This window comes from Bacillus thermozeamaize (assembly GCA_002159075.1).
Lineage (GTDB): Bacteria > Bacillota > Bacilli > ZCTH02-B2 > ZCTH02-B2 > Bacillus_BB > Bacillus_BB thermozeamaize.
In genome coordinates, this window is record LZRT01000072.1 from 1 (window position 1) to 26,690 (window position 26,690).

At 55.6% G+C, this 26,690-nt stretch carries 25 protein-coding genes, 1 pseudogene and 1 other annotated feature; of the genes and pseudogenes, 16 read left to right on the forward strand and 10 right to left on the reverse strand.

Annotated features, from left to right (window positions below; translation table 11 throughout):
- Nucleotides 1-261: pseudogene (locus tag BAA01_04705) on the forward strand (hypothetical protein).
- Nucleotides 7-111, reverse strand: a sequence feature (possible 16S ribosomal RNA but 16S or 23S rRNA prediction is too short). (Overlaps the previous pseudogene by 105 nt.)
- A gap of 61 nt (nucleotides 262-322) precedes the next feature.
- Here BAA01_04705 and BAA01_04710 read toward each other — a convergent pair.
- The 7 genes from BAA01_04710 to BAA01_04740 all read right to left on the reverse strand — a co-directional run bounded on the left by BAA01_04710 (nucleotide 323) and on the right by BAA01_04740 (nucleotide 9,306).
- Nucleotides 323-2,749, reverse strand: coding sequence for a DNA gyrase subunit A (locus BAA01_04710; protein ID OUM87581.1), 2,427 nt, complete (start codon nucleotides 2,747-2,749; stop codon nucleotides 323-325).
- Nucleotides 2,750-2,809: 60 nt separating this feature from the next.
- On the reverse strand, nucleotides 2,810-4,735 hold the full coding sequence (locus BAA01_04715; GenBank protein ID OUM87642.1) for a DNA gyrase subunit B: 1,926 nt from the start codon (nucleotides 4,733-4,735) through the stop codon (nucleotides 2,810-2,812).
- A gap of 95 nt (nucleotides 4,736-4,830) precedes the next feature.
- A complete protein-coding gene (locus BAA01_04720) occupies nucleotides 4,831-5,085 on the reverse strand; it encodes a hypothetical protein (protein ID OUM87582.1) in 255 nt (84 codons plus the stop codon).
- Nucleotides 5,086-5,109: 24 nt separating this feature from the next.
- A complete protein-coding gene (locus BAA01_04725; GenBank protein OUM87583.1) occupies nucleotides 5,110-6,222 on the reverse strand; it encodes a DNA replication/repair protein RecF in 1,113 nt (370 codons plus the stop codon).
- A gap of 15 nt (nucleotides 6,223-6,237) precedes the next feature.
- A complete protein-coding gene (locus BAA01_04730) occupies nucleotides 6,238-6,498 on the reverse strand; it encodes a hypothetical protein (protein ID OUM87643.1) in 261 nt (86 codons plus the stop codon).
- Between the two features lie 23 nt (nucleotides 6,499-6,521).
- Nucleotides 6,522-7,673 carry a DNA polymerase III subunit beta gene (locus BAA01_04735; GenBank protein ID OUM87584.1) on the reverse strand — a complete coding sequence of 384 codons (1,152 nt, stop codon included), beginning with the start codon at nucleotides 7,671-7,673 and terminating at the stop codon, nucleotides 6,522-6,524.
- A 256-nt stretch (nucleotides 7,674-7,929) separates the two neighbouring features.
- Nucleotides 7,930-9,306 carry a chromosomal replication initiation protein DnaA gene (locus BAA01_04740; GenBank protein OUM87644.1) on the reverse strand — a complete coding sequence of 459 codons (1,377 nt, stop codon included), beginning with the start codon at nucleotides 9,304-9,306 and terminating at the stop codon, nucleotides 7,930-7,932.
- 586 nt (nucleotides 9,307-9,892) lie between these two features.
- Between BAA01_04740 and BAA01_04745 the strand changes: the two genes are divergently transcribed.
- The 7 genes from BAA01_04745 to BAA01_04775 all read left to right on the forward strand — a co-directional run bounded on the left by BAA01_04745 (nucleotide 9,893) and on the right by BAA01_04775 (nucleotide 16,489).
- Entirely contained in the window at nucleotides 9,893-10,027 is a 135-nt protein-coding gene (locus BAA01_04745; GenBank protein ID OUM87585.1) for a 50S ribosomal protein L34, read from the forward strand.
- An 80-nt stretch (nucleotides 10,028-10,107) separates the two neighbouring features.
- Complete coding sequence (locus BAA01_04750; protein ID OUM87645.1) at nucleotides 10,108-10,464, forward strand: ribonuclease P protein component; 357 nt, start codon at nucleotides 10,108-10,110, stop codon at nucleotides 10,462-10,464.
- 319 nt (nucleotides 10,465-10,783) lie between these two features.
- Complete coding sequence (locus tag BAA01_04755; GenBank protein ID OUM87586.1) at nucleotides 10,784-11,572, forward strand: preprotein translocase YidC; 789 nt, start codon at nucleotides 10,784-10,786, stop codon at nucleotides 11,570-11,572.
- Nucleotides 11,569-12,369 (forward strand): hypothetical protein, encoded by an 801-nt coding sequence (locus BAA01_04760; protein OUM87587.1) that lies wholly within the window; start codon nucleotides 11,569-11,571, stop codon nucleotides 12,367-12,369. Before BAA01_04755 ends, BAA01_04760 begins: the two co-directional genes overlap by 4 nt.
- A 103-nt stretch (nucleotides 12,370-12,472) precedes the next feature.
- Nucleotides 12,473-13,846, forward strand: coding sequence for a tRNA uridine(34) 5-carboxymethylaminomethyl synthesis GTPase MnmE (locus BAA01_04765; protein OUM87588.1), 1,374 nt, complete (start codon nucleotides 12,473-12,475; stop codon nucleotides 13,844-13,846).
- Nucleotides 13,847-13,874: 28 nt separating this feature from the next.
- Nucleotides 13,875-15,764 (forward strand): tRNA uridine(34) 5-carboxymethylaminomethyl synthesis enzyme MnmG, encoded by a 1,890-nt coding sequence (locus BAA01_04770; GenBank protein ID OUM87589.1) that lies wholly within the window; start codon nucleotides 13,875-13,877, stop codon nucleotides 15,762-15,764.
- 17 nt (nucleotides 15,765-15,781) lie between these two features.
- Complete coding sequence (locus BAA01_04775) at nucleotides 15,782-16,489, forward strand: 16S rRNA methyltransferase G (protein ID OUM87646.1); 708 nt, start codon at nucleotides 15,782-15,784, stop codon at nucleotides 16,487-16,489.
- A gap of 200 nt (nucleotides 16,490-16,689) precedes the next feature.
- On the opposite strand, the gene BAA01_04780 is transcribed toward BAA01_04775, so the two are convergent.
- Nucleotides 16,690-16,959, reverse strand: a complete 270-nt coding sequence (locus BAA01_04780; GenBank protein ID OUM87590.1) for a hypothetical protein — start codon at nucleotides 16,957-16,959, stop codon at nucleotides 16,690-16,692.
- 282 nt (nucleotides 16,960-17,241) lie between these two features.
- Between BAA01_04780 and BAA01_04785 the strand changes: the two genes are divergently transcribed.
- The 5 genes from BAA01_04785 (at nucleotide 17,242) to BAA01_04805 (ending at nucleotide 21,566) form a co-directional block, all read left to right on the forward strand.
- A complete protein-coding gene (locus tag BAA01_04785; protein ID OUM87647.1) occupies nucleotides 17,242-18,021 on the forward strand; it encodes a nucleoid occlusion protein in 780 nt (259 codons plus the stop codon).
- Nucleotides 18,022-18,130: 109 nt separating this feature from the next.
- The gene (locus tag BAA01_04790) at nucleotides 18,131-18,892 is read left to right on the forward strand and encodes a sporulation initiation inhibitor Soj (protein OUM87591.1); all 762 of its coding nucleotides are present in this window, start codon (nucleotides 18,131-18,133) and stop codon (nucleotides 18,890-18,892) included.
- Complete coding sequence (locus BAA01_04795) at nucleotides 18,885-19,745, forward strand: stage 0 sporulation protein J (protein OUM87592.1); 861 nt, start codon at nucleotides 18,885-18,887, stop codon at nucleotides 19,743-19,745. The genes BAA01_04790 and BAA01_04795 overlap by 8 nt, the downstream gene beginning before the upstream one ends.
- Nucleotides 19,742-20,875, forward strand: coding sequence for a cysteine desulfurase (locus BAA01_04800; GenBank protein ID OUM87593.1), 1,134 nt, complete (start codon nucleotides 19,742-19,744; stop codon nucleotides 20,873-20,875). The genes BAA01_04795 and BAA01_04800 overlap by 4 nt, the downstream gene beginning before the upstream one ends.
- A gap of 46 nt (nucleotides 20,876-20,921) precedes the next feature.
- Nucleotides 20,922-21,566, forward strand: coding sequence for a hypothetical protein (locus tag BAA01_04805; GenBank protein OUM87594.1), 645 nt, complete (start codon nucleotides 20,922-20,924; stop codon nucleotides 21,564-21,566).
- A 48-nt stretch (nucleotides 21,567-21,614) separates the two neighbouring features.
- On the opposite strand, the gene BAA01_04810 is transcribed toward BAA01_04805, so the two are convergent.
- A complete protein-coding gene (locus BAA01_04810) occupies nucleotides 21,615-22,283 on the reverse strand; it encodes a spore protease YyaC (protein OUM87595.1) in 669 nt (222 codons plus the stop codon).
- 128 nt (nucleotides 22,284-22,411) lie between these two features.
- Between BAA01_04810 and BAA01_04815 the strand changes: the two genes are divergently transcribed.
- Genes BAA01_04815 through BAA01_04825 form a run of 3 tightly spaced genes read left to right on the forward strand, consistent with a single transcriptional unit; the run spans nucleotide 22,412 to nucleotide 24,904 of the window.
- Nucleotides 22,412-23,536 (forward strand): hypothetical protein, encoded by a 1,125-nt coding sequence (locus BAA01_04815; GenBank protein OUM87596.1) that lies wholly within the window; start codon nucleotides 22,412-22,414, stop codon nucleotides 23,534-23,536.
- On the forward strand, nucleotides 23,533-23,772 hold the full coding sequence (locus BAA01_04820; GenBank protein ID OUM87597.1) for a DUF951 domain-containing protein: 240 nt from the start codon (nucleotides 23,533-23,535) through the stop codon (nucleotides 23,770-23,772). The genes BAA01_04815 and BAA01_04820 overlap by 4 nt, the downstream gene beginning before the upstream one ends.
- Before the next feature lie 34 nt (nucleotides 23,773-23,806).
- The gene (locus tag BAA01_04825) at nucleotides 23,807-24,904 is read left to right on the forward strand and encodes a redox-regulated ATPase YchF (protein ID OUM87598.1); all 1,098 of its coding nucleotides are present in this window, start codon (nucleotides 23,807-23,809) and stop codon (nucleotides 24,902-24,904) included.
- Between the two features lie 9 nt (nucleotides 24,905-24,913).
- On the opposite strand, the gene BAA01_04830 is transcribed toward BAA01_04825, so the two are convergent.
- Nucleotides 24,914-26,596 (reverse strand): acyl-CoA synthetase, encoded by a 1,683-nt coding sequence (locus BAA01_04830; protein ID OUM87599.1) that lies wholly within the window; start codon nucleotides 26,594-26,596, stop codon nucleotides 24,914-24,916.
- Nucleotides 26,597-26,690 lie beyond the last annotated feature (94 nt).

The following is a 26,690-nucleotide window of genomic DNA, read 5'->3' on the forward strand; positions in this document are numbered from 1 at the left end:
AGGATGCAAGCTTCCGCCCGAAGGCTTCCGCTTGCCTCCCCGCTCGACTTGCATGTATTAGGCGCGCCGCCAGCGTTCGTCCTGAGCCAGGATCAAACTCTCCATGAAAAAAGTTCAACTCTGACTCTTCAGGTTCGCTTCATTGTGCAGTTTTCAAGGAACATCGCTTTCGCTCATTTGTCTTGCTCTCTCGCAAACGCATTTTATATCATACACAGGTTTATTGGGCTTGTCAACAGGTTGAACAAACTTTTTTCTTAAATGACATTGTGCCCCCTTGCAAGGGGGCACATCCCTGACAACGCCAGCCAAATCCCAGGCATCATTCTTCGGCGGCCGGGATTCGTGCCACGGTGGCAACACGGTCATCTTCGTCTTCACGAATCTGGATCAGCTTCACGCCCTGCGTGTTTCGCCCAATGACGGACACCTCTGAAAGATTGAGACGGATCATGATCCCGAGTTGCGTGATGATCATCACGTCATCCTCCGGGTAAACCACTTTCAAGGCGACCACGCGGCCGTTCCGTTCCGTCACGTTCAGCGTCTTGATCCCCTTGCCGCCTCGCGTCTGCGGACGATACTCCGAGATCGGCGTCTGTTTGCCATATCCCTTGTCCGTCACCACCAGCACATTGGCCTTCTCATCCACGATATCCATGTCGATCAGGTAATCTCCCTCGGCCAGCGTGATCCCTTTCACGCCGGTGGCCGTCCTGCCCATGACCCGCACATCCGTCTCCGGAAAGCGAATGGACATGCCCATCCGCGTCCCGAGGATGACTTCCTGGCTGCCGTCGGTCAGCCGGACGCCGATCAGCTCATCGTCTTCGCGCAAGTTGATCGCAAACAGGCCTCCTTTGCGGATATGCTCAAAGGCAGCAAGCTCTGTACGCTTGATCACGCCCTCCTTGGTCGCAAAAACCAGGTAGCCATTTTCGGAAAAATCACGGATCGGAATGACGGCGTTGATCGACTCCCGTGGCGCGATCTGGATCAGGTTGATGATCGGCGTGCCTCGCGCCGTACGGCTGAGCTCAGGCAACTCGTAAGCTTTCAGACGGTATACCTTGCCCTTGTTGGTGAAAAAGAGAAGATTGGCATGGGACGAAGTGACAAAAAGGTGTTCGACAAAGTCGTTTTCCTTCGTCCCCATCGCCACCACGCCGCGCCCACCGCGCTTCTGGCTCTTGTACGTGCTGATCGGCAGGCGTTTGATATATCCTTGATGGGTAATGGTGATGACCACTTCTTCTTCCGGAATCAGATCCTCCTCCAAGAGCTCTCCTTCCGACCGCTGGATCTGGGTGCGCCGTTCATCGCCATATTTTTCCCTGATCTCCAGCAGTTCGTCCCGGATCACGGCCAGGATCTTCTGCTCATCGGCGAGAATGGCCTGCCATTCGGCGATTTTCTGTAGCAATTCTTGGTATTCCGCCTCGATCTTTTCCCGCTCCAGTCCGGTCAGACTTCTCAAGCGCATTTCCACAATGGCCTGTGCCTGCTCTTGCGTGAGCTGGAACCGATCCATCAGCTTTTCCCGCGCCTCTTCGGTGGTTCGGGAACCGCGGATCAGCGCAATGATGGCGTCGATGTGATCCAGGGCAATCCGCAGCCCCTCCAGAATATGGGCGCGCGCCTCCGCTTTCCGCAAATCAAACTCGGTACGGCGCCGGATCACCTGGCGCTGGTGGTCCAGGTAATGGACCAGCGTCTCCTTCAGGTTGAGCACCTTGGGCACGCCGTTGACCAACGCCAGGTTGATGATGCCGAAACTGGTCTGCATCGCCGTCAACTTGTACAGGTTGTTCAGCACGACGCGGGCGTTCACGTCACGCCGCAGTTCGATGACGATGCGCATGCCCGCCCGATCACTTTCATCGCGCAGGTCCGTGATGCCGTCAATTTTTCGATTGCGGGCGAGTTCGGCAATTTTTTCCACCAGGTTGGCCTTGTTCACCTGGTAGGGCAGCTCTTCCACGATGATCCGGTGTTTCCCGCCGCTGCCTTCCTCGATAAAGGCTTTGGCCCGTACCGTGATGGTTCCACGTCCTGTCTCGTAGGCCTGCCGGATCCCGTCCCGGCCCATAATGATGGCGCCACCGGGAAAATCGGGACCTTTGATCACCTTCATCAAGTCAGCGACCGACGCCTCCGGCCGGTCAATCAGCATGATGAGCCCGTCAATCACTTCCCGCAAATTATGAGGCGGAATGTTGGTGGCCATGCCCACCGCAATGCCGGATACGCCGTTTACCAGCAGATTGGGAAAACGGGAGGGAAGAACGAGCGGCTCTTTCTCTGAGTTGTCGTAGTTTGGTCCGAAATCAATCGTCTCTTTCTGGATGTCACGCAGCAATTCGGTGGCAATTTTGGAGAGCCTGGCTTCGGTATAGCGCATCGCCGCCGCCGCGTCGCCGTCGATGGAACCGAAATTTCCGTGCCCGTCGATCAGGGGATAACGAGAGGAAAAATCCTGGGCCATCCGGACCATCGTTTCGTAGACTGCGGCGTCCCCGTGGGGGTGGTATTTCCCGATCACTTCACCGACGATCCGTGCCGACTTTTTATAGGGTTTATCCGGCGTCATCCCCAGCTCGCTCATCGCATAGAGGATCCGGCGCTGAACCGGCTTCAGTCCATCACGCACATCTGGCAGGGCGCGACTGACAATGACGCTCATCGCGTAATCCATGAAGGATTCGCGCATCTCTTTGGCAATGTCCACTTCCAGTACGCGTGCACTCATCCTAATTTTTTACCCTCTTTTCTGTTTTCTTTCTGTCACTTTTTGGACATGCAGTGAGTGTCAGATGTCCAGATTGCGGACATATCTGGCATGTTCCTGGATGAACTCCCGTCGCGGCTCCACTCTCTCTCCCATCAGCGTCTCAAAAATGGCGTCGGCCTCCATCGCGTCCTCCAGCCGCACCTGCAGCAGGGTCCGGCTCTCCGGATCCATCGTCGTCTCCCACAGCTGTTCCGGGTTCATCTCGCCCAGACCCTTGTAGCGCTGGATTTCCGGCTCTCCCTTGCCCTCATATTGGCGGAGAATCTCTTCCAGCTGCTGGTCGTTGTAGGCATAGCGCACCACTTTTCCGTGGCTGATCTTGTACAGGGGCGGCTGCGCGATATACACGTAGCCGGCCTCGATCAGCGGACGCATGTAACGGTAAAAGAAAGTCAAGAGCAGCGTCCGGATGTGCGCCCCGTCCACATCCGCATCCGTCATGATGATCAGCTTGTGATAGCGGGCCTTCGACAGGTCAAAATCTTCACCGATTCCGGTCCCCAGCGCCGTGATGATGGCGCGAATCTCGTTGTTGGAAAGGATTTTGTCGAGGCGGGCCTTTTCCACGTTGAGGATTTTTCCGCGCAACGGCAAAATCGCCTGAAAGACGCGATCCCGCCCCTGTTTGGCCGAACCGCCGGCCGAATCCCCCTCCACCAGATACAGCTCGCAGATGGAAGCATCTTTGGAGGCGCAGTCGGCCAGCTTCCCGGGAAGCGCGCTGACCTCGAGTGCGTTTTTCCGCCGGGTCAGCTCCCTCGCTTTTTTCGCCGCCTCGCGCGCCCGCGCCGCAAGCAGCGCCTTCTCCACGATCTTGCGCGCCGTTGCGGGGTTTTCGTCCAGGTATATCCCGAACTCTTCGGCAAACAGCGACTCCGTGATCCCACGCACTTCGCTGTTGCCAAGCTTGGTCTTGGTCTGGCCTTCAAACTGCGGATCCGGAAGCTTCACGCTGATGATGGCCGTCAAACCTTCCCGAACGTCATCGCCAATCAGGTTGGACTCATTTTCCTTGAGCAGATTGTTTTTTCGCGCATAGTCGTTAATCACCCGGGTCAGGGCGCTCTTGAAGCCGGATTCATGCGTGCCCCCTTCATGGGTGTGGATGTTGTTGGCGTAGGAATAAATGATGCTGTTAAAACTCTCGGTATACTGAAGCGCGATTTCCACCTCAATGCCTTCGCGGAGTCCACGAAGGTAGATCGGCTCCTCATGAATGGGCGTTTTGCCTTTGTTGAGAAAATCGACAAATGAGCGGATCCCGCCCTCATAGTGAAACGTCTGCTCACTGCCTTTCCGCTCATCGATCAACTGAATCGTGACATTGCTGTTGAGAAAACTCAGCTCGCGGAGACGATTCTGGAGCGTGGTGTGGTCAAATTCCGTCGTCTCCTGAAAAATTTCCGGATCCGGCTTGAATCGGATGGTGGTCCCGCTTTCCCCGGTTTCACCGATTTCCTTGAGCGGAAATTCGGGAACCCCCCGCTGAAACCGCTGGAAGTGCACCTTTCCATTCTGCTTGACGGTCACCTCCAGCCATTCTGAAAGGGCATTGACGACCGAAACGCCCACGCCATGCAATCCACCCGACACCTTGTAACCGCCGCCGCCAAACTTTCCGCCTGCGTGCAAAATGGTCAGAACGGTCTCCACGGTGGACTTCCCCGTTTTGGGATGAATCCCTGTCGGAATCCCGGCGCCGTTATCCGCTACGGTGATGCTGCCGTCGGCATGGACCACCACCTGAATGTGATCGCAGCGTCCCTGCAGCGCCTCGTCAATGCTGTTATCCACCACTTCCCAGACCAGATGGTGCAGCCCGCGGCTGCTGGTGGAACCGATGTACATGCCGGGCCGCTTGCGAACCGCCTCCAGGCCTTCCAGCACCTGAATCTGCGTCTCGTCATACGCCTGCGTATCCACTGTGGTTTGACGACCTGCCAATCCATTCACCTGCTCTCTACATTTCAGGGTATTCCTGCTCTTATTGTCACCTTGTTCTTCCCCGGTTGCAAGTTCCTGATGGCCAGCAGCAGGCATCACCGGGAGCCTGACCCCTCTTCCTGAGGATTGAACCTTCTCCCGAACACGAGACGTTTTCGCAATGTTCCCGGCGAAATGGGAGAGGCATACACACGGTTGGTTGTAAGGACAATGGATTTGCACTGGTCACTGATCACCAGCCAGTCCTGCTGCAGAGAAAGCTGCTTTTGCTTCTTGAGGATGCTCGCGTCAAAGATGGCCACGATCTCCCGGGCCCGCAGCAGGATCTCACCGCCGATGTGAATGTACAAGGTTCACCACTCCGTCCACTGGTGTTACATGGTCTTTCTAACCTGCCCGCTCTCGACGTGATATACATCCGCCGTATCCAAAATTGCGCCCTCCATCCCTTCCAGATGGGTGGTGGTGATAAAGGTCTGCACCTCCGGCCGGATTCCGGAGATCAAGTATGACTGCCGCTGGACGTCCAGTTCAGACAAGACATCATCCAGCAAAAGCAGCGGGTATTCGCCCACTTCTTCGCGGATCAACTCAATCTCAGCCAGCTTGAGGGAAAGGGCTGCCGTCCGCTGCTGCCCTTGCGAACCGAACATCTGCACATCCTTTCCGTTCACCAAAATGCGGAGATCGTCCCGGTGCGGGCCGACCAGACTGGTTCCGCGCCGCATCTCCTGGGGACGCGCTTCCACCAGCGCCCGATAATAAGCGGCGACATTCTCCTCCAGATTATCCTGCTGTCGCAGGGGGATCGTCATCTGATACCGGAGCTCCAGATGTTCCCGTCCTTGGGTCACCTGCTCATGCAGAGCCGCAGCCCAATTTTGCAAGTTCTTTATAAATTGTAGACGTTTCTGTAAAATTTTAACACCGATTTGCGCCAATTGTTCATCCCACGTATCCAGCAACGCCAGTTGCCGGGCCGCCTCTCCCGTTTTCAGAAAGCGGTTCCGCTGCTGAATCAGGCGATGGTAACGGGTCAAGTCGTACAGGTAGCTGGGACTGACCTGTCCGATTTCCATGTCGAGAAAACGGCGGCGCCGGCCAGGACCTTCCTTGACGAGGTTGACATCTTCCGGCGCAAACATCACCACATTGAGGTGGCCGATAAAATCACTCAGCCGCTGTTGTTCAAGCCGGTTAATGCGGGCTGTCTTGCCTCTTCCGGACAGATGGAGAGACAATTCCACCTCCCGTCCTTGCCGCGTCAGCCTTCCCGCAATCCGGGCCTCTTCCTCTCCCCAGCCGATGAGTTGCCGATCCTGACTGGTACGGTGGGATTTCGCCATCGCAAGAAGAAAAATCGCCTCTAACAGATTGGTTTTTCCTTGGGCGTTTTGCCCAAAAAAAATATTCAGAGGCCGACAAAATGCCAGCTGGCATTCTTTGTAGTTTCTGAAGTTCTGCAGGCTAAGTTCGCTTAAAAACATCGCTTGCCATCCTACTTATTCCCGGGTGTTTTCCCGGGTAATCAGCCACTGGCGGGAACCTGCGGCCACCGTGTCACCCGGAAACAGTTTGCGACCGCGCCGCACCTCCCTTTCGCCGTTGACAAGCACCTCGTTGTCTGCCAGATACTGTTTGGCCGCGCCGCCCGTGTCGATCACCCCGGCGCGTTTGAGCAACTGTCCCAAGGTGATATAGGGGGTGTGTATCGAGAGCGTTTGGTGCTCGCTTTTTTGCGTCCGTTCCTTGTTCCATTCCACATGAAACGCCCTCTTTCCTTCAATCAATTGGTTCGCACCGGCAGAATCAATTGGATCAACGAGTCATCCGCTTCCGGACGCAGGATGAACGGGCTCATCGGTCCGGTGATCAACAGCTGCACGTCCTCACTGTCGATGGCCCGCAACGCTTCCAGCATGTACCTGGCGTTAAACGCAATATGCGCGCTTTCACCGCTGAAACCAAGGATTGGAACCTCTTCCGTAACCTGCCCGACAGCCGGCGAATCGGCAGTGATGACCAGTGGCTGCCCTTCCTGTATTGAACATTTTACCACATTGTTTTTGATTTCTCTTGCAAAGAGGTAGGCTCTGTTGATCGCGTCATGCAGGATGCGGTTGGAAATCAGCACTTCCGTTTTGGCGGATTGGGGAATGATCCGGCTCGTATCGGGGTAAAACCCCTCCAGCCGCCTTGAGGTAAAGAGCCAGTTCTCCGCTTTGGCCAGGATCTGGTTTTGCGTGAACGCAATCTCGACCGACTCTTCGCCTTCAATCAGCTTGAGCAGTTCGTTCAGGCTTTTCCCCGGGATGATCACTTGCTCAAAAGGCGGAACGTTTACTTCGATGGGGGTCTCCCTTTTGGCCAGACGGTGGCTGTTGGTGGCCGTCAGGCGCAACCGTCCCTCATGCATTTCCCAGCAGACGCCCGTCAAAATGGGCCGGGTTTCAGATTCCGCGACAGCGAACACGGTTTGCTGGATAAGCGTTTTCAACAGGTTGCCGGGCAGCACGATGGAGGGATTGTTCTCCCAGTCAAAGCCGGGCAGGGCGGGATATTCTTCCGGATCCAGGCCGTTGAGGAGAACCTCCGTCTTTCCGGAGGTGATCTTGGCCGTGTAGTTGGCCGAGACCTCAATCGTCAGCTTTTCGCCGTCCAGGCGCCGGATGATTTCCGCCGTGTAGCGTGCCGGCAAAACCACTTTGCCCGGCCGGTGTACGAGAAGCGGTTCTTCCTCTTCAGCTTCAGCCGGAGAACGAAGCGGAATTTTGGTTTGTATCGAAATGTCGGAATTGCTGCCCGCCAGTGTTAAGCCGTTTTCATCTGCGATGAACAAAATGCCTGTCAAGATGGGAATGGGTGTGCGGCTGTTGACAGCGTGATGCACTTGCTGGACAGCCGTGTTGAAACACATACGGTCGATGGTTATCAGCATCTTTTCTCTTCTCCTCTGGATCTTTCCGGGTTTGTGTGATCTTCGGGCTTCCTGAATTTTTTAGCCGCGCGAGAAGTCAGGCGGCATGTTTTCGCTTGCGGCATCATACATATGGTAGGATCAAAAGACTTTTCTTTTGGCAGTACTATTATGGATTGTGGATAAAGGGGATAAAATGAGTGAAGTGACGGCGCAAACAGTTATCCACTGTGCATAACTTCAGGGAAAACAGAGCATGTTGTTCACAAATCGTTGTTCACAGGGCGGATGACGGATTTCTCATATGTTGAAGGCGGTCTTGAATCCGCTTGATGCTATCCTGCAACTGGATGTCTTGCTGCAACAGTTGTTCCACCTTGGTGTGCGCGTGCAGCACCGTGGTGTGGTCCCGTCCCCCGAACTCCTGTCCGATTCTCGGCAGTGAATAATCGGTCAGTTCCCTGGCCAGATACATGGCCACCTGCCGCGCGAATGCGACATCCTTGGTCCGGCGTTTAGCCTTCATTTCATCCGCTTTGATGCCATAGTGCTCGGCGACCACGATTTGGATGTCCTCGATGGTCAAGGGCCGGGACTGTTCAGGGGAGAGAATGTCTTTCAATGCCTCTTGTGCCAAGTGAATGTCCACGTCCCGGTTGATGACGGAAGAGTAAGCCACCACCCGGATCAAGGCTCCCTCCAGCTCGCGGATGTTGGTGCTGATTTTGTTCGCGATGTAATGAATGACATCTGGCGGGATCTCCAGTTGTTCTGCTTTTGCTTTTTTATGAAGAATCGCAATTCTTGTCTCCAGATCGGGAGGTTGGATGTCGGTGATCAACCCCCATTCGAAACGGGAACGCAGCCGGTCTTCCAAGGTTGGAATTTCTTTGGGGGGACGATCACTGGAGATCACGATCTGCTTGTCGGCCTCATGCAGCGCGTTGAAGGTGTGGAAAAACTCTTCCTGCGTCTGCTCCTTGCCGGCCAAAAACTGGATGTCATCAATCAGCAGCACGTCGATGTTCCGGTATTTGGTGCGAAACATCACGGCCTGATTGTCGCGAATGGCGTGGATAAATTCATTGGTAAACCGTTCCGAAGTCATGTACATCACTTTTGCGTGGGGGTTCCGCTCCAAAACGTGATGGCCGATGGCGTTCATCAGGTGCGTTTTTCCCAGTCCGACGCCTCCGTAGATGAAAAGCGGGTTATACGCTTGTGCCGGCGATTCGGCGACGGCCAGCGAAGCGGCATGGGCAAAGCGGTTTCCTTCGCCGATGACAAAGGTGTCAAAGGTGTATTTGGGATTGAGATTGCTATGAAAGCGCGACGGATGCGTTTTTTCCGGCTTGAGCTGGATGTGAATCTGTTTGACGGCGTCGTGGGTCGCATCCTTGCTCTGGGGTTCAGGCAGGACAAATTGGCAGTTCAACAGATTCCCCGTCACTTCGTAAAAGATTTCCTGCAGCAAATCGCTGTAGTGCTTTTGCAGCCAGTTTTGGATAAATGGGTTGGGCACCTGGATGACGGCCGTATCCTGGTCGATCCGTTCCAGCTTGGTGTCTTTCAGCCAGGTCTCGTAACTGGGCTTGCTCACTCGCTTTTGGATCTGCTCGATCACTTCTTCCCAGATCTGGGTACTTTCCTGCACAGTTGGCACGGGTAAATCCTCCTTGCTGGGGGATTGCGCAATGTGGCAAAAATCCACAACTTTCGCAGCCTGTAGACAAAAATATCCACAACCTATGGAAACTGTCCACAAAGTTATCAACAGGTTGTGGGTAACTTATTTGCATGATGAACTTGTCCACAGAGTCAGTAGTCCTAATCATAGCATAAAAAAAAGGCCTGTCGCAATTCTTTTTCCGGCCTCTCCAGGATGGTTGTCCCGGATTTCAAAAGGTTGTGGATAGATGCTGTCCACAACACTAGATATTGTGATTAGCCTGTGAATTTTTATTGGTTGCGCGGTCGGTTTGTCCACATGTGGACAATGGGGAATCGCGGATGATTTGTGGATTGTGGAAAGGGAGTTTTGTCTTTTCTTGTCAAGGGTTGTCCGTTTTCTTGACATGTTCCCGGACACTGGATAGAATAACAAAGATGTTACTGCTATCTGGGACGACCCGGGAGTCATTATATTTAAGTGAAACAAGGCGACAAACGAATCAAGGCGACAAACAAGGCGACGCAGATGGGGAGCCGTCTGTGGGGTGCCGAAGGGAGGAGGTGTCTTCATGAAGCCAACCTATCAACCCAAGCGGCGGAAGCGGAAAAAAGTGCACGGTTTCCGGAAGCGGATGAGCACGAAAAACGGCCGTAAAGTGTTGCAGGCCCGGCGTCGAAAAGGGAGAAAGGTGCTTACTGCGTAAAAAGAAGAGAGGCCTAATCCAGGCCTTTTTTCTATATCTATGGAGATTGATAGAACTAGGAGGATACTGTCGTCAGCATGTTGCCGCGCCAGTTGCGATTGTCGAAGCGGGAGGATTTTAAAAGGGTTTTCCAGTGCGGGAAATCGGTAGCAAATCGTGAGTTTGTCTGCTATACTTTTCATAACCCAGAGGTAGAGCGATTCCGGATGGGGGTTTCCGTCAGTAAAAAGATCGGCAATGCTGTCATTCGCAACCGGGTAAAAAGGCTCATTCGGGAAGTGGTCCGCCTGCAGGCGGAGGAAATTCGGGATCATCTGGATCTGGTGATCATTGCCCGCAACCGGGCCCGGGATCTGGACTTTGAAGGTGTGAAGAAGAGTTTGAACCATCTGTTCTGGAAGGGAAAGATTTTCCGGCAGCGGGGAAGCCAATCCTGACAGACGGCAAGGGACGCTTTGTTTCTTGCCGGCCACCAATCCATTTTTGAGGCGAACCGATGCGACATCTCCTGATTGGTTTGATTCGATTCTACCAGCGATTTCTCTCACCTCTGAAACCACCTGCATGCCGTTTTTATCCGAGTTGCTCACATTATGCCATCGAGGCCATCAAGAAGCACGGGGTGATCCGAGGGGGCTGTTTGGCCATGCGCCGAATTGTCAAATGCCACCCTTTTCATCCTGGAGGATACGATCCAGTTCCCTGATGAGATGAACGGAAACGTTTGTTACTTCACATGATTTGGGAGGTTTTTTCTTGGTCAGGCGAATAGGTGTACTTTTCGGTTTGCTGCTGATTGTCTTCATGATGACAGGCTGCTCACCAGAGAGCTACATGAAACCCATTGATCCCAATGGCGGCATCTGGGATCGTTATTTTGTGTATCCGTTATCATGGTCGCTGGACACCGTCGCGGGATGGATGGCCGGATCGTATGGCCTGTCCATTTTGGTGGTGACGTTGTTCATTCGTCTTCTCATCCTGCCGCTGATGTATAAACAGATGAAGAGCAGCAAGCAATTGCAGGCGATTCAGCCTGAGCTGGTGAAGCTGCAGAAAAAATACAAGAACAACCAGGAAAAGCTGCAGATGGAGACGATGAAGCTGTTTCAGAAACACAATGTGAATCCGTTGATGGGTTGTTTGCCCATTTTGATCCAGATGCCGATTCTGATCGCTTTTTACCACGCGATCATGCGAAACGCGGAAATCCGCGAACACAGTTTTCTCTGGATGAACCTGGGGGCTCCGGATCCGATTTACCTCCTCCCTGCTTTGGCTGCCCTGACCACCTACTTTCAGACCGTGGTCACGCGGAAGATGATGCCCACACCGTCCACGATGACCGCGCAGATGCAGCAACAGCAACAGATGTTGCGGATGATGAGCGTGTTCATGCCGGCCATGATCCTGTTCATCGCCATTACGCTTCCGGCTGCCCTGTCATTGTATTGGGTTTACAGCAACCTGTTCTCTATCTTGCAGACCTATTTTCTCTACAAGGTGTTGTACGCTGAAAAAGTTCAGGAGGGTACAGCGCAGTGAGAAAAGTGCTGGCCGAGGGAAGGACGGTTGAAGAGGCGATCGAAGCCGGGCTGAAGGAGCTTGGCGTGCCGAGGGAACAGGTGCGGATCCGGATCCTGGAAAAGCCGGCCCGGCGTATTCTCGGATGGTTTGGCAGGCGGCAGGCCAGAGTGGAGCTGGAATGGCTGGCCGACCCTGTCGATGAAGCGAAGCGGTTCCTTTTGGATGTCATCCGTTGCATCGGTGTGCCGGCCGAGCTGGAAGTGTATGCGGATGAAGACCGGCTGCGCATGCAATTGGTAGGCGAACAGGTCGGGGTGTATATCGGCCGCCGGGGTGAGACGTTGGATGCGCTGCAGCATTTGGTTTCCCTGGTGGCAAACCGGTACGCGGAACAGTATCTGAATGTGGAGCTGGACGCGGGCGATTACCGGCGGCGCCGGGAAGAGGCATTGAAAAATTTGGCCAGGCGGCTTGCCGAAAAGGCTGTGCGAACGGCCCGGCCGGTCTCTTTGGAACCGATGAACGCCCGGGAACGAAGGGTGATCCACATGTCGCTGCGTGAACACCGGGACGTGTACACAGAAAGCCGGGGAGAAGGAAGCCGCAGGCATGTCGTCATCTATCCCAGGCAATCGTTTTCCGACCCTCGGTCAGCGCAATCCTCCGTGTCGCAAAATCGCTCCCTGCGACAGCCATCCTTGCAACGACCATCCCACCGCACCACATCCCAAAAACGAGGCGACGCTCAACGACGACCGCATGCAACCTCCTCCTCTTTGCCGACTGCCGATCCCCATGAGCGACAGGATGGATAGCGGATTACTTTTCCACTTTTATTCATACTTGAATTGTGTTACCCTGAAAATTCAGGGATAAAAGCGTTTTGCAGCATTAGAGGACAAAGTGCAGGTGTTGCCAGTGGAACAGGATACCATTGCGGCGATATCCACCGCGCTGGGTGAGGCAGCCATCGCGATCGTCCGCGTCAGCGGGCCGGAGGCGATACCGATTGTCGATCGCCTTTTTCGCGGCAAAGTCCCGCTTGCGCAAGTCAAGAGCCATACGATCCATTACGGCCATCTGATCCGCCCGGATACGGGGGAGAAGGTGGAAGAGGTTTTGGTATCGGTGATGCGCGCGCCGCATACCTTTACCCGTGAAGATGTGGTGGAAGTGAATTGCCACGGGGGCATTGTCGGCGTACAGCAGGTGCTGCAGCTCATTCTCGATGCGGGGGCACGTCTTGCGGAACCGGGTGAATTTACAAAGCGGGCCTTTTTAAACGGTCGGATCGATCTGGCGCAGGCGGAAGCGGTCATCGACTTGATCCGCGCCAAATCGGAGCGGGCGATGAAACTTGCCATCCGCCAGGTGGAAGGCAGGCTGTCGGAAAAGATCCGCGCCATCCGGCAGCAATTGCTGGAGCTGCTGGCGCATCTTGAGGTCACCATCGATTATCCGGAATATGATGCGGAAGACCTGACCCGTCAACACTTGCTGAACGAGACAGCCAGGCTCAGGGAAGAGATTCGCAAGCTTCTGGCCTCGGCCCGGCAGGGGCGCGTCTTGCGCGAAGGGGTATCCACCGCGATCATCGGCCGGCCCAATGTGGGAAAATCTTCGCTGCTCAATGCTCTGGCCCGTGAAAACCGGGCGATCGTGACGGACATTCCCGGGACGACACGCGACATTATTGAAGAGATGGTGACCGTCCGCGGGATTCCCCTGCGCCTGGTGGACACGGCGGGGATCCGGGAAACGGCGGATCTGGTGGAGCAAATCGGCGTCCAGCGTTCCCGCAAGGCGCTGGAAGAGGCCGATCTGATCCTGCTGGTCGTAAACAGCGGCGAGCCGATGACGGAAGAGGATCGAAAGCTTTTGGCCATGGTGAAGGATCGCAATGCGATACTGGTCGCCAACAAAGCCGATCTCCCGCTGCGCCTGGATTTGCAGGAGCTGGAGTCGGCTTTTCCTGGGAGGGTGGTGCAAACCTCCACAGTGGGCGAGCCGGGGCTAGCGCAACTGGAGGATAAAATCGCCGAACTGTTCCTTTCAGGAGAAGTGGAGACGGAAGACTTCACCTACCTCAGCAATGCACGGCATATTCGTTTGCTCACCCAGGCAGAAGATGCGCTTGCCGAAGCGCTGCGTCATCTGGAGGAACAGATCCCGGTGGACATGATCGGAATTGATCTGCGGCGTGCCTGGTCTCTTTTGGGTGAAATCATCGGGGAAGAAGTGGGAGAGGCGCTGCTGGATCAGATCTTTTCGCAGTTTTGTCTCGGAAAGTAACATTCGTTTTGTGAAGGAGGGAAGGACGATGCCATACGAAGCAGGAAGTTACGACGTAATCGTGGTGGGCGCGGGTCATGCAGGTTGCGAAGCGGCGCTGGCGGCAGCCAGGATGGGTTGTGAAACGCTGCTTTTGACCATCAACCTGGACATGGTGGCGTTCATGCCTTGCAACCCGTCCATTGGCGGACCGGCCAAAGGCCATGTCGTGAGAGAGATTGATGCCCTTGGCGGCGAAATGGGACGGAATATCGACAAGACCTATGTACAAATGCGGATGCTGAATACCGGAAAAGGCCCTGCGGTGCGGGCGCTGAGGGCCCAGGCAGACAAGTTTCTCTATCAGCAAGAAATGAAAAAAACGCTTGAACGGCAGCCCCGTCTGACGCTTTTGCAGGGGATGGTGGAAAGGCTTCTGGTAGAGGATGGACGGTGTTACGGAGTTGTAACCAGGACCGGGGCCATCTTCCGCAGCAAGACGGTGGTCCTCACGACAGGCACTTACCTGCGCGGCAAGATCATCATCGGGGAATTGAAGTACGAGAGCGGGCCGAACAACCAGCAGCCGTCTGTTGGATTGGCTGAACATCTGCAAGAACTGGGATTTGAACTGACCCGCTTCAAGACCGGTACGCCACCGCGGGTGAACCGCGACAGCCTGGATTTTTCAAAGATGGAAGAACAACCTGGAGACGATGTTCCGCGCGCCTTTTCTTACGAGACGACCGACTTCAGCCGGATGCAGGATCAGCTTTCATGCTGGCTGACCTATACTTCCCCGCAAACGCACCAGCTGATCCGGGACAACCTGCATCGGGCGCCGATGTACAATGGCGGGATCGAGGGAACAGGCCCGCGTTACTGCCCGTCGATTGAAGACAAGATCGTCCGTTTTGCGGACAAAGACCGTCATCAGGTGTTTATCGAACCGGAAGGCCGGAACACAAATGAAATGTATGTGCAAGGCATGTCCACCTCGCTGCCGGAAGAGGTTCAGGTCGAGATGCTGCGCACCATCAAGGGCATGGAAAACGTCCAGATGATGCGTCCCGGTTATGCCATTGAATACGATGTCATCGTTCCCACACAGCTTTGGCCTTCCCTGGAGACGAAAGTGGTGGAAAACCTCTTTACGGCTGGCCAAATCAACGGCACCTCCGGTTATGAGGAAGCTGCCGGGCAAGGCATCATGGCGGGGATCAATGCGGCCCGCAAGGTGCAAGGGAAGGAGCCGGTCATCCTGGATCGCTCGCAGGCGTATATCGGCGTGCTCATCGACGATCTGGTGACCAAAGGAACGCAGGAACCGTACCGGCTGCTCACCTCTCGCGCCGAATACCGCCTCTTGCTGCGCCACGACAACGCCGATCTGCGGCTGACTGAGATCGGATATGAAATCGGCCTGATTTCGGAGGAACGGTACCAGCGCTTCCTGCGCAAAAAAGCGCAGATTGAGCGGGAGCTGGAGCGCCTGCGGACGACCAAAATCAAGCCGACGCCTGAAGTGAACGATTATCTGGCATCGCTTGGCACGGCGCCGCTTGACAATGCCGTGGAACTGGCAACCCTGCTTCGCCGGCCGGAGGTCACCTATGCGGATGTGGCCCATCTTTCACCGCCGCCGGAAGTGTTGATCCCAGAAGCGGCGGAACAAGTGGAGATCCAGATAAAATATCAGGGGTATATCGACAAGTTGCTTGCCGAAGTGGAAAAAATGAAGCGGATGGAAAACAAGCGTCTTTCCGACAAGCTGGATTACTACGCCATTCACGGCCTTTCCCATGAAGCGCGGGAGAAACTGAGCAAGGTGCGTCCTCTCTCCATTGGACAGGCATCCCGGATTTCAGGCGTGAATCCGGCGGACATCTCCATTCTGATGATCTATCTGGAACAAATGGAACGGAGGACGTCAGCGTGAGTCACGACAGCCAGTCGTTGAACCGGTGGCTTGCAGCCGCTTGTGCGCCTCATCTTGCACTGGACGAAAGCCGGTTGGGCCTGTTTTCCGATTACCTGGAGCTGTTGCTTTCATGGAATGAACGGTTCAACCTCACCGCCATCACCGAGCCGCGCGAGGTGTATGTGAAGCATTTTTACGATTCGCTGACACCCGCATTTGTCCACGATTTCACCCGGACAAGGCGGCTGATGGATGTCGGGACGGGGGCGGGCTTTCCGGGAATTCCGCTGAAGATTGCCTTTCCCCACATCCGGTTGACGCTGCTGGATTCGCTGAAAAAACGGATCTCGTTTTTGGCGGAAGTGGTGGCCAGACTCAAGCTTTCTGATGTGGAACTCATCCACGGCCGTGCGGAGGAAGTGGGACGTCACCCGCAGCACCGGGAACGATATGATGTGGCCATCTCCCGGGCTGTGGCCCGCCTGAATGTATTGTCCGAGTATTGTCTCCCGTTTGTCCGCACGGGCGGGGTTTTTATCGCCATGAAGGGAGCGCAAGCGGAACAGGAAAAGCAGGAGGCGCGTGCGGCCATTCGCCGGCTGGGCGGGGGGCGGATCGCGGAACACCGCTTTGATTTGCCTGATGAGGCAGGCGAAAGGACGCTTTATGTAATCGGCAAACAGGCGGCGACGCCAAAAGCTTTTCCGCGCAAGCCTGGCATGCCCGCCAAACAACCGCTTTGACCTGACGCTTGTCAGGTCTTTTTTGTTCCACGTGAAACAATGCCGACCCTGTTGGTTTCCATTCTTAATAAATTAGGAAAAGCATCAAACGCCGCGACGGCACTTAATTTGAAATAAAGAAAAGAGTGGGTGAAAAGAGGAGCAGAAAACTTGCAGGGAACCGGAGATGGGTTATTGATACCTGTCAGACATCCTTAGGGCTACCCGTAACGATGATTGTGGTGTTGAACGTGAAACTCTGCCGAGAAATTTTTCTGGTTTTCATTTCTGCCGGTCGTTTTCATTTCCGCCGGCAGAGGGAACCATTTTATGGTGGTCAACGGACAACGATGTTCCGTTTTAATAAAAGAGTAAATGGATCGGGCATGGGAGAGGAAAAATGGCCGAAGCCGTTGTGGTAAAATGTAGAGGAAAAACAAACCGCCACACGAACGTGCATCGTGATGGTGGCGGCGTACCCATTCCGCCATTTCCTCCACCGAACCGCAGAGACAATGGAGCATCAGCATTCGGGCGAAATCGGTTTTGGCGAGAAGGATTTTTTGCGTGGCATGTCGAAAAGATGATCAAGCACCCCATGTCTTTTTCTTATTTTTGGCAAGGCAAACTGTACTGGTTCGTTAAAGATAGATTGGTTTAACGATAGAAAGAAGTGATGGCTTGTGAAGGGGCATCTGAGCAAGTGGTTTGGTTTTTCGGAAAAGGATTCTTCCCACGGCAGGCGGGAGGAGTGGGCGGATGAGGTTGAAGCGGTGGAAGAGGTGAAGGAGATCCCTGTTGAGCTCATCTCTCCCAACCCCTATCAGCCCCGGACCGTCTTTGACGATGAACGCATCGAGGAATTGAGCCAGACCATTCGCACGCATGGCGTCATCCAGCCCATCGTGGTCAGGGAATTGGAGAATGGAAAATACGAGCTGATCGCCGGCGAACGGCGGCTGCGCGCGGTGAAAAAGCTGAATCTGCCGACCATTCCTGCGATCGTCCGCTCGTTGAATGATGCGCAGGCTGCTTCCATCGCCCTGATCGAAAACCTGCAGCGGGAAGGCCTGACGGCCATTGAAGAGGCCTATGCCTATCAACAGTTGTTGCAATTGCATGGGCTGACGCAGGAAAGCCTGGCGCAGCGGCTGGGAAAAGGTCAATCCACCATTGCCAACAAATTGCGCCTGCTCAATCTTCCGGAGTCGGTTCAGCACGCGCTGATGAAAAGGCAGATCACCGAACGGCATGCCCGTGCCCTGCTTTCCCTCCCCGATGCCGAGTTGCAGGAAAAAGTGTTGTCCGAGATTCTTCAGCATGAATGGAATGTCAAACAGACGGAGCAACGTGTCAAACAATATCTTGATGCCCAAAAACAGCAGCCAGCCAAAAAATCCAAACGGATCGCGTTCTCAAAAGATGTACGCCTCGCGCTGAACACAATTCGCCAGTCGGTGAAGATGATCACTGGCAGCGGGATGAACATTGATGCGCGGGAAGAGGAACATGAAGAGTACGTGCAGTTTATCATCCGAATTCCAAAAAAATGATCTTCATGAAAAATGTTCATCATGTATAATAGGGTTGTCTGAAACTTCCATTGTCCCCCGTTCGAACGGGGTGTTTTTTTCTGCAGATCCCAATCCGAGGTGAGTATACATGGCCAAGATCATCGCGGTCGCCAATCAAAAAGGCGGCGTCGGCAAGACGACCACCGCCATCAACCTGGGAGCCAGTCTGGCCTCTTTTGGCAGCAAGGTGCTTCTGGTGGACGCCGATCCGCAGGGTAACACGACCAGCGGGATTGGCATCAATAAAGGAGAAGTGGAGTACTGTGTCTATGATGTCATGATTAATGATATATACCCGGAAAAAGCCATTTTGCCGACGAAGGAAGAAAATCTCTGGATCATTCCGGCTACCATTCAACTGGCCGGTGCAGAAATTGAACTGGTTCCCATCATGTCTCGTGAAGTGCGGCTGAAAAAAGCGCTCTCTTTGGTGGAACAGAATTATGACTACATCCTGATCGATTGCCCTCCATCCCTCGGCATTCTCACCGTCAACGCGCTGACCGCCGCCAATTCCGTTCTGATTCCCATCCAGTGTGAGTATTATGCGCTGGAAGGCGTCAGCCAGCTGCTCAACACCATCCGTCTCGTGCAAAAGCACCTCAACACCGAACTGGAAATCGAAGGCGTGCTGATGACGATGTTTGATGCCCGAACCAATCTGGGCATCCAGGTGGTACAGGAAGTGAAAAAATATTTTCGCGAGAAAGTGTATCAGACGATCATCCCCCGCAACGTCCGTCTCAGCGAAGCGCCAAGCCATGGCCTTTCCATCCTGACCTACGATCATCGTTCCAAGGGAGCCGAAATGTACCGCGAGTTGGCCAAAGAGGTGATGGGATGTGAGTAAAGGTCTGGGCAGGGGACTGGACGCCCTTCTGCCGCAAATGGACGGCGACGAAAACAGCATCCAGCAGGTATCGGTTCGCCAATTGCGCCCCAATCCGTACCAGCCGCGGAAAACGTTTTCCACAGAAGGATTGGAGGAGTTGACCGAGTCGATTCGCCAGCATGGGATGATTCAGCCCATTCTCGTTCGCAAGTCCCTGCATGGTTACGAAATTGTGGCCGGGGAGCGCCGCTGGCGTGCCGCCAAGATGGCCCGCCTGAAAACGGTGCCGGTCGTCGTCAAGGAATTCAGCGATGAGCAGGTCATGGAAATCGCTCTCATCGAAAATCTTCAACGGGAAGACCTCAATGCGATGGAAATTGCCCAAGCGTATGACAAGCTGATGCAGACGTTTGGCCTGACGCAGGAAGAGCTGGCGGCCAAAGTGGGAAAAAGCCGTCCACATGTGGCCAACTTCCTTCGCCTTCTCCAGTTGCCTCCGCGGGTGCAGGAAATGCTTTCCTCCGGCGAAGTCTCGATGGGACACGCCCGCGCCCTTCTCGGGCTGGCTGATGAGCAGGCCCAGATTCGTTTGGCGGAAACAGTCGTCCGCGAGAAGATGAGCGTTCGTCAACTGGAGGAGGAGATCCAAAAACAACGGCAAAATGTTTCACGTGAAACATTGCGGAAAAAGCAACCTGCGCGCAATACTTACGTCATAAATATAGAGGAGGTGCTGCGGCAAAACCTGGGCACCTCCGTCAGGATTAAAACCGGGAAGAAGAGAGGCCGCATCGAGATCGACTTTTATTCTGAAGAAGACCTGAACCGGATTATCGAACGGATTCTGCAAGGGAAGGAAGAGGGTTTGTGATTTACCTGGATCAGGCGGCCACCAGCTTTCCCAAACCGCCGGAAGTGCGGGAAGCTGTCATGAGGTGTCTCGCAGAATACGCGGTCAATCCTGGCAGAGGCGACCATCAGCTGGTCAGACGCGCGCAGGAGCAGGTTTCCCTCGCGCGCCGGCGGGCGGCTGAACTTTTCCACATCCGGCATCCTGAACGGATCCTTTTTTTTCTCAATGCGACGCAAGCGATCAACCAGGCGATCAAAGGCCTCGTCCGCCCGGGAGACCATGTGATCGCGAGCGGCATGGAACATAATGCCGTGCGGCGGCCTCTCTTGCATCTGCAAAGGAATGGGGTGGAGGTCACTTTCCTGAAAGGGGACCGATGGGGGGTGCCGACAGCGGAAGAGGTGGACTCCGCCTTGCGCGAAAATACCCGGCTGGTCATTCTCAACCATGCGTCCAACGTCACCGGCGCCATTGCCGACATCGGTGCCGTTGGCCAACGCTTGCGGCAGAAGGGTGTGGCGTTCATGGTGGATGCGGCCCAGAGCGCCGGCGTTCTGCCGATCAACGTAGAGGAGATGGGCATTCACCTCTTGGCTTTTGCCGGGCATAAAGGGCTGTACGGGCCGCAAGGAGTCGGAGGGCTGTACATCAGCGAGGAACTGGATTTGGTGCCGCTGATTCACGGTGGTACGGGGATTCATTCGTCGGATGCCGATCAGCCCGTTTCCCTGCCGGAACGGTACGAAAGCGGTACGTTGAACACGCCAGGCCTGGCCGGCCTGGCAGCCGGACTGGAGATCGTGTTGGCCCGGGGCGTCGATGCCATTTTCCGCCACGAATGGGAATTGATCCAGCATCTGCAGTCGGAACTGGAGCAAATCCCGGGGGTTACCGTCTATGGTCCGCCGCTGGGCCAGCCAAAAGTGGGGGTTCTTTCGTTTCAGGTGGAAGGCTACCATTCGGAGGAGGTGGCCATTCTTCTGGATGAACACTTTCGCATTGCCGTGCGCGGCGGCTTGCACTGCGCGCCGTTGGTCCACGAGCGGTTGGGCACGCTTGGCAGCGGCACGGTGCGTGCCAGTGTCGGCCTGTTTAATACGCATGACGAGATCGGAAAACTGGTCGCCGCCGTGCGGGAACTGATTTGATCTTCACCTTAAATCATTTGTCACACGGTAGATAAGGGAGACGAACATGCGAGCGATGAATACACCGACGGATTTTCAAATGGATTGGCAGTCCGCCTTGTCCGCCATCTCTGACACCAACAACGCGCTGTTTTGGATTGCCCTGATCTTGCTTGGAATCTTTCTCGTGCAGCTCATCCTGTTCATCATCTGGGGGGTTCAAGCCAGACAAATTCGTCAGATCCGGCGGCGATACCGGAAGCTATTGTCGCACCTTGGGAGTGAGCAGGGAGGGGATCTGCTCCATCAGTTGCTGACAGAACAGGAATCCCTGCAAGCGCAGGTGGCCGGCTTGAAACAGGAGCTGGCACAATGCACGCAGGAGATGGCCCGCTTGAAGCAGGAGCAGGCACAACACGTTTCCCGCGTGGGGATGATTCGTTACAACGCGTTCCGGGAGACGGGCAATGATCTGAGCTTCTCCGTTGCCTGGGTCAACGAGCGGCTGGATGGTGTCGTGATCACCAGCATCTATTCCCGAGGCGAGTGCAGCGTGTACGCCAAGCCGCTCAGCGGGGGACAGTCCGCCTATCCGCTCAGTCCTGAAGAACAGGAAGCGATTCAACATGCGGCGGCGAGCAAAGTGCTGGACCAAAACAAGAGAACAGACGGAAACAAGAGCACGCCCGAGGTGCCGTTGTCACGCGCCTGACGGCCGCCCGAACGGCGTTGCTCCTGCCTTGCAGGCTGGTTCCAAGATTCAGCCTGTGCTGAACTCACCGCGCTGGTCACCTTTTGGTGACATTTTTTTGTCCAAACTCTGAATCGTAACCAGCGGTCCGTCTTTGTAAGCCATCCTGTGCAAGCGGGTAAAGGCCAGGTGGATGCTGCCGGCCATCACCTGCGCCATTTTGATGACGTGGGCCAGGCGCGTATTTTGCAGGACGAAATACTCCATAAACCCGCCCGCGTTGACGACGCAGGTGAAGGAAAGATCGCCCACTTCGGGCAGGCGTTTGTTGACACCCGCGCCTGGACGCAAGCTTCCTTCCTGGAGACTAATCATCCCGATGTGCTTGTACTGCCCCAGACAGGCGTCCACAGAGAGAATAAAGGCGTTCGGGTGCCTGCGGTGGATCTGCTCGATCTGTTCTTTCAGGTTCATGGCATGGACGGGCTCGTCCAATGTGCCATAAATGGTCAGCCCCTGTGGAGCCAGTTGCGCAAGCTGCGAACCAACCAAGGGGCCCAGAGCATCCCCGGTGGAGCGGTCGGTGCCGATCGCCAGGCACAAGAATTCCCGCTGATGGACGTGCGGGAGCAGGGAGCGGACCAGGGCCTGTGCCAGCACCTCCGTCGCATTGGCGTCATCATATGGGATTCGGCAAAGCGTCTGGTTGGATGCAAATGGTTTGGGAGGGTTTCTCATCGCGTCACACCGTTTCTGCAATAATCGTCCAAACATTATTAACTAGTATACGGAGAAAGAATTGGAAATATACATGAGAAGGGGGATTGTCCGAAAGAGGAAAATGACGCGTGGAAAGAGGCGGTAAGATGAGCGCAGCTGGCAGGACGGGCGTCTTGGGCAACAGTTTTCGCCTGGCGATGACCATTGTCGGAACCACCATTGGGGCAGGGTTTGCCTCGGGAAGGGAGATATGGGAGTTTTTTACGGTATACGGCGCGGGCAGCGGGCAAGGCATTCTCCTCTTTGCAGGGCTTTATGCCTTGTGTTGTTGGGTCATTTTGCGCATCAGCTGGCAGACGAAGCCGGCCAGCTACTCGGAACTTCTCTTCCGCCTGATGTCGCCGCTGATGGCCAGGGTGTATGATGGCTTGATCATGTTCTACCTGTTTTCATTGTCTGCCGTCATGTTTGCGGCAAGCGGCGCCGTCTTCGCGGACGTTCGGCTGCCCTTTCATCTCGGCGTGCTGGCCATCGCCGTCTTGGTGTTCAGCGTGTTGATCTTCCAGATTCGGGGCTTGCTTTCCCTCAACAGCTGGCTGATTCCGTTGCTCGTCCTGATGCTGGCTGCCATCGCCTTTTTTTATCTTATGGGCGGCGAACCAGGCGATTCTCAAGGAAGAGAACAAACGGAACAGCTTGAACAGCGTTTTGAGGCGCGCTTCCAACCGTACTATGGGGTCTGGGCTTCATCCGTCGTATACACCTCATTCAACTTGGTGCCGATGATAGGTGTTCTCTGCATGGCGGCCAGGGAAAGCCGCCACCCCCGAGAACTGGCCATCGGATCGCTGCTCAGCGGCCTCTTCCTGGGAGGTCTCGCCTGGCTGCTCAATGGCGCCCTCCTGAACATGCCCGTGGATGTGGCGGCGGAGAGGGAGATTCTCCTCTTCGAACTGGCCGGCCATTTCCCGTTCCGGGTCGAAAAGCTGGTGTTCTTGTCGCTGTGGCTGGCGATTTACACCACGGCGCTGAGCAGCATCTTCAGTCTGGCCACGCGGCTTAAGGTGATCGTTATTTGGCCGCACTCCCTCATCCTCGCGATCCTGGTGATCGGGATCATCCCGTTCAGTTATTTCGGGTTTGCCACTTTAGTGAAAATCCTTTATCCTATATTCGGAATGGCCAGCTTGTTTTTTGTCGGCTGTCTTCTGCTGTCTTGGATTCGCGGCGACGACAGCCTGCCGAACCATCACGGTTTCTCGGGGAGATGAAGCCGACCGTGGAGAAAAGCTTTCAGCTTTACGACATCGTGGAAATGAAAAAGCCGCACCCGTGCGGAACCAATGCCTGGAGAGTGATTCGCATGGGCATGGACATCCGCATCAAATGCACCGGGTGCGGGCACAGCGTCCTGATGCCCCGCAGGGAGTTTGTCCGCAAGATGAAGAAGGTACTGATTCCTTACCAGGACGACTCGCGACAGGATGAGTTGAAGACGGAATCTTGAACAAGACTTGAACGTTTGCAATCGGAGGAGAACCATGTTATCAACGGGAATTGTCGGGTTGCCCAATGTGGGCAAATCAACGCTGTTCAATGCGATTACACAGGCAGGTGCGGAAGCGGCCAACTATCCCTTTTGCACCATCGATCCCAATGTGGGTGTCGTGGAAGTGCCCGATGAGCGGCTGGTCCACTTGCAGGAAATGTTTCAATCCAGGCGAGTGGTGCCGACCGCTTTTCAATTTGTCGATATCGCCGGCCTGGTGAAAGGAGCCAGCAAGGGAGAGGGGCTCGGCAACCAGTTTCTTGCCCATATTCGTGAAGTGGATGCCATCGCCCACGTGGTCCGGTGTTTTGAGGACTCAGACATCACCCATGTGGCGGGCCGGATTGACCCGCTTGACGACATCCGCACCATCAACATGGAGCTCATCCTGGCCGATCTGGAAACAGTGGAGCGGCGCATCGAGCGCACGCGCCGGCAGGCCAAGAGCGGTGAGAAGAAGTTTCAGCAGGAATTGGCCGTCCTCGAGCGGCTGAAACAGGCGCTGGAAGAGGAAAGGCCGGCACGTCAGGTGGATTTGAGCGATGAGGAGCGTCTGCTGGTGCGGGATTTGCACCTCTTGACGATGAAGCCGGTGCTGTATGTGGCCAATGTCAGTGAGGAAGAGGTGGCCCGTCCCTTTGACAATCCTCATGTCCAGAAAGTGATGGAATTTGCCGCCGCCGAGGGGGCGGAAGTGGTTCCGATCAGTGCCCGGGTGGAGGCGGAGATCGCCGAGTTGCCCGCGGAGGAACGGGGGGAATTCCTGCGCGAGCTGGGGCTTGAGGCAGCCGGACTGGAGCGGTTGATCCGGCAGGCATACCGGTTGCTCGGACTGATCACCTTCCTGACGGCCGGTGAACAGGAAGTGCGGGCCTGGACGATTCGCCAGGGAACCAAAGCGCCCCAGGCGGCCGGTGTGATCCACAGCGACTTTGAACGGGGATTCATTCGGGCGGAAGTGGTGGCTTATGACGATCTGATGGCGGCCGGATCGATGGCGGCCGCCCGGGAAAAAGGACTGATCCGTCTGGAAGGGAAGGATTACGTGGTCCAGGACGGCGACGTGATCTACTTCCGCTTCAATGTCTGAAAAAGGCCATCAAGTCGACCTTTCACGCAGCTCCCGGCGGAGAAATTTGCCGGAAGCTGTTTTTGGTATTTCCGGCAAAAACTCCACCATCCGTGGATATTTGTAAGCCGCCATCCGTTCCTTGCAGAATTGGATGATCTCCTCCGCCGTCACCTTCCCCGCGTAATCCTCCCGGAGGGCCACGAAAGCTTTCACCGTTTCTCCCCGGTAGGGATCGGGCACGCCGACGACCGCCGCCTCCTTGACGGCTGGATGCTGATACAGGGTATCCTCCACCTCCCGTGGCCATACCTTGTACCCAGAGGCGTTGATCATGTCCTTTTTGCGGTCGACGACGTAAAACCAGCCTTCTTCGTCCATGACCACGACGTCTCCGGTCAGGAAGTACCCGTTGTGAAACGCCTTTTCGGTGGCTTCGGGCTTCTGCCAATAACCGGAGAAAATCATCGGGCCGCGTACGGCAAATTCGCCCGCTTCACCGACGCCCACTTCGCGGTCGGGGTCTTCCAAATCGACCACCTTCGCGTCCACATTGGGAATGGGCACGCCGACCGACAGCGCGCCGCTGCCGGGATCGACAGGGGCCTTTGCGCCCATCGGCACGGCATGGGTGGGCGAGTTGCTTTCCGTCAACCCGTAGATGTTGTGAATGTAGGCGCCGAATTGCCGTTCGAACTGTTCGACCAGGCTGGGCGCAATCGGCGCACCCCCACTGTAACATTTCCGCAGCGAACGGACATCCGCGTGTTTGGCGCCGGGAGCGTTCATCAAGGCGATGTAGGCCGTGATGGAGGCCACGGTCATCGTCGGCTGCCACGTTTCGATCATGCGCAAGGCCTCTTCCGAATCAAAGCGGTGGAACAAAACCAGCGGCACCCCCGCCAAGGCAGCCAGGGCTGCGTGGCCGACGATGCCGGTGATGTGAAAGAGCGGCGCCATGCCGAACACCGTGTCGTCCGGCCCGATTTGCATCCAGGTGCGGTACGCATTGGCGTTGAACGCGATGTTCCGGTGGAGGTTCATCGCTCCCTTGGGCAAACCGGTGGTCCCGGAAGTATAGACCAGGTACGCCGTGTCTTCCGGCCTCACCTCGGCCCGCGCACCCGGATCGGGCGCCGTTTGTTCCAACGCCGGAAACAGGTCGACCGTGCCGGCCGGCACCGTTTTTTCCGTCTGGGTCAAGAGCGTGATCTGACGCCAGCGGTCGCCGGACAACCCGTCGGCCTCATGGGTGGTGACCACCTGTTCGACAGCCGTCTCGCCGATCACCGTCTCTGCATGGGCGGCATACAGGGAGTCCAGCGCCACCAGGACCTTGGCTCCGGAGTCTTGCAGGTGATACCGGACTTCCTTTTCCTTGAACATGGGGTTGAGGGGCACCACGATGGCGCCCCGCTTCCACGCGCCGTACTGGGCGATGAGAAACTGGGGATTGTTCTGCAGGTAGAGCGCCACCCGGTCGCCTGGGCCGACGCCCCACCGGGCGAGCAGGGTGGCGAACCGGTCGGCCAAATCGTTCAACCGGCGATAGGAGATCGTCTCATAGAAATAATGGATCGCTGGCGCCTCCCCCGCCCTTCGGACGCTTTCTTCAAAGAGATCGATCATGCTCTTCTGGGGTAAGGGGAGTTCGCTTGGAACAAATGCCGGATAATGTTTCAACCACGGTTTGTGCGCATACACGGATGCCATGGTTTCGCCTCCTTCCAAGGATCAACGGGGACCTTATTTCACACCAACCGGATGAGGAATGGACCTCTCCCCGCGCAGGTATATTTCTTTTGTT

Coding starts and splice junctions, on each gene's coding strand:
- BAA01_04810 (OUM87595.1), bottom strand. CDS start 22,283: ATGAGAAACCCTCCCAAACCATTTGCATCCAACCAGACGCTTTGCCGA.
- BAA01_04710 (OUM87581.1), bottom strand. CDS start 2,749: ATGAGTGCACGCGTACTGGAAGTGGACATTGCCAAAGAGATGCGCGAA.
- BAA01_04770 (OUM87589.1), top strand. CDS start 13,875: ATGCCATACGAAGCAGGAAGTTACGACGTAATCGTGGTGGGCGCGGGT.
- BAA01_04780 (OUM87590.1), bottom strand. CDS start 16,959: ATGGCGGAATGGGTACGCCGCCACCATCACGATGCACGTTCGTGTGGC.
- BAA01_04830 (OUM87599.1), bottom strand. CDS start 26,596: ATGGCATCCGTGTATGCGCACAAACCGTGGTTGAAACATTATCCGGCA.
- BAA01_04820 (OUM87597.1), top strand. CDS start 23,533: ATGAAGCCGACCGTGGAGAAAAGCTTTCAGCTTTACGACATCGTGGAA.
- BAA01_04805 (OUM87594.1), top strand. CDS start 20,922: ATGCGAGCGATGAATACACCGACGGATTTTCAAATGGATTGGCAGTCC.
- BAA01_04825 (OUM87598.1), top strand. CDS start 23,807: ATGTTATCAACGGGAATTGTCGGGTTGCCCAATGTGGGCAAATCAACG.
- BAA01_04725 (OUM87583.1), bottom strand. CDS start 6,222: ATGTTTTTAAGCGAACTTAGCCTGCAGAACTTCAGAAACTACAAAGAA.
- BAA01_04815 (OUM87596.1), top strand. CDS start 22,412: ATGAGCGCAGCTGGCAGGACGGGCGTCTTGGGCAACAGTTTTCGCCTG.
- BAA01_04745 (OUM87585.1), top strand. CDS start 9,893: ATGAAGCCAACCTATCAACCCAAGCGGCGGAAGCGGAAAAAAGTGCAC.
- BAA01_04735 (OUM87584.1), bottom strand. CDS start 7,673: ATGCTGATAACCATCGACCGTATGTGTTTCAACACGGCTGTCCAGCAA.
- BAA01_04790 (OUM87591.1), top strand. CDS start 18,131: ATGGCCAAGATCATCGCGGTCGCCAATCAAAAAGGCGGCGTCGGCAAG.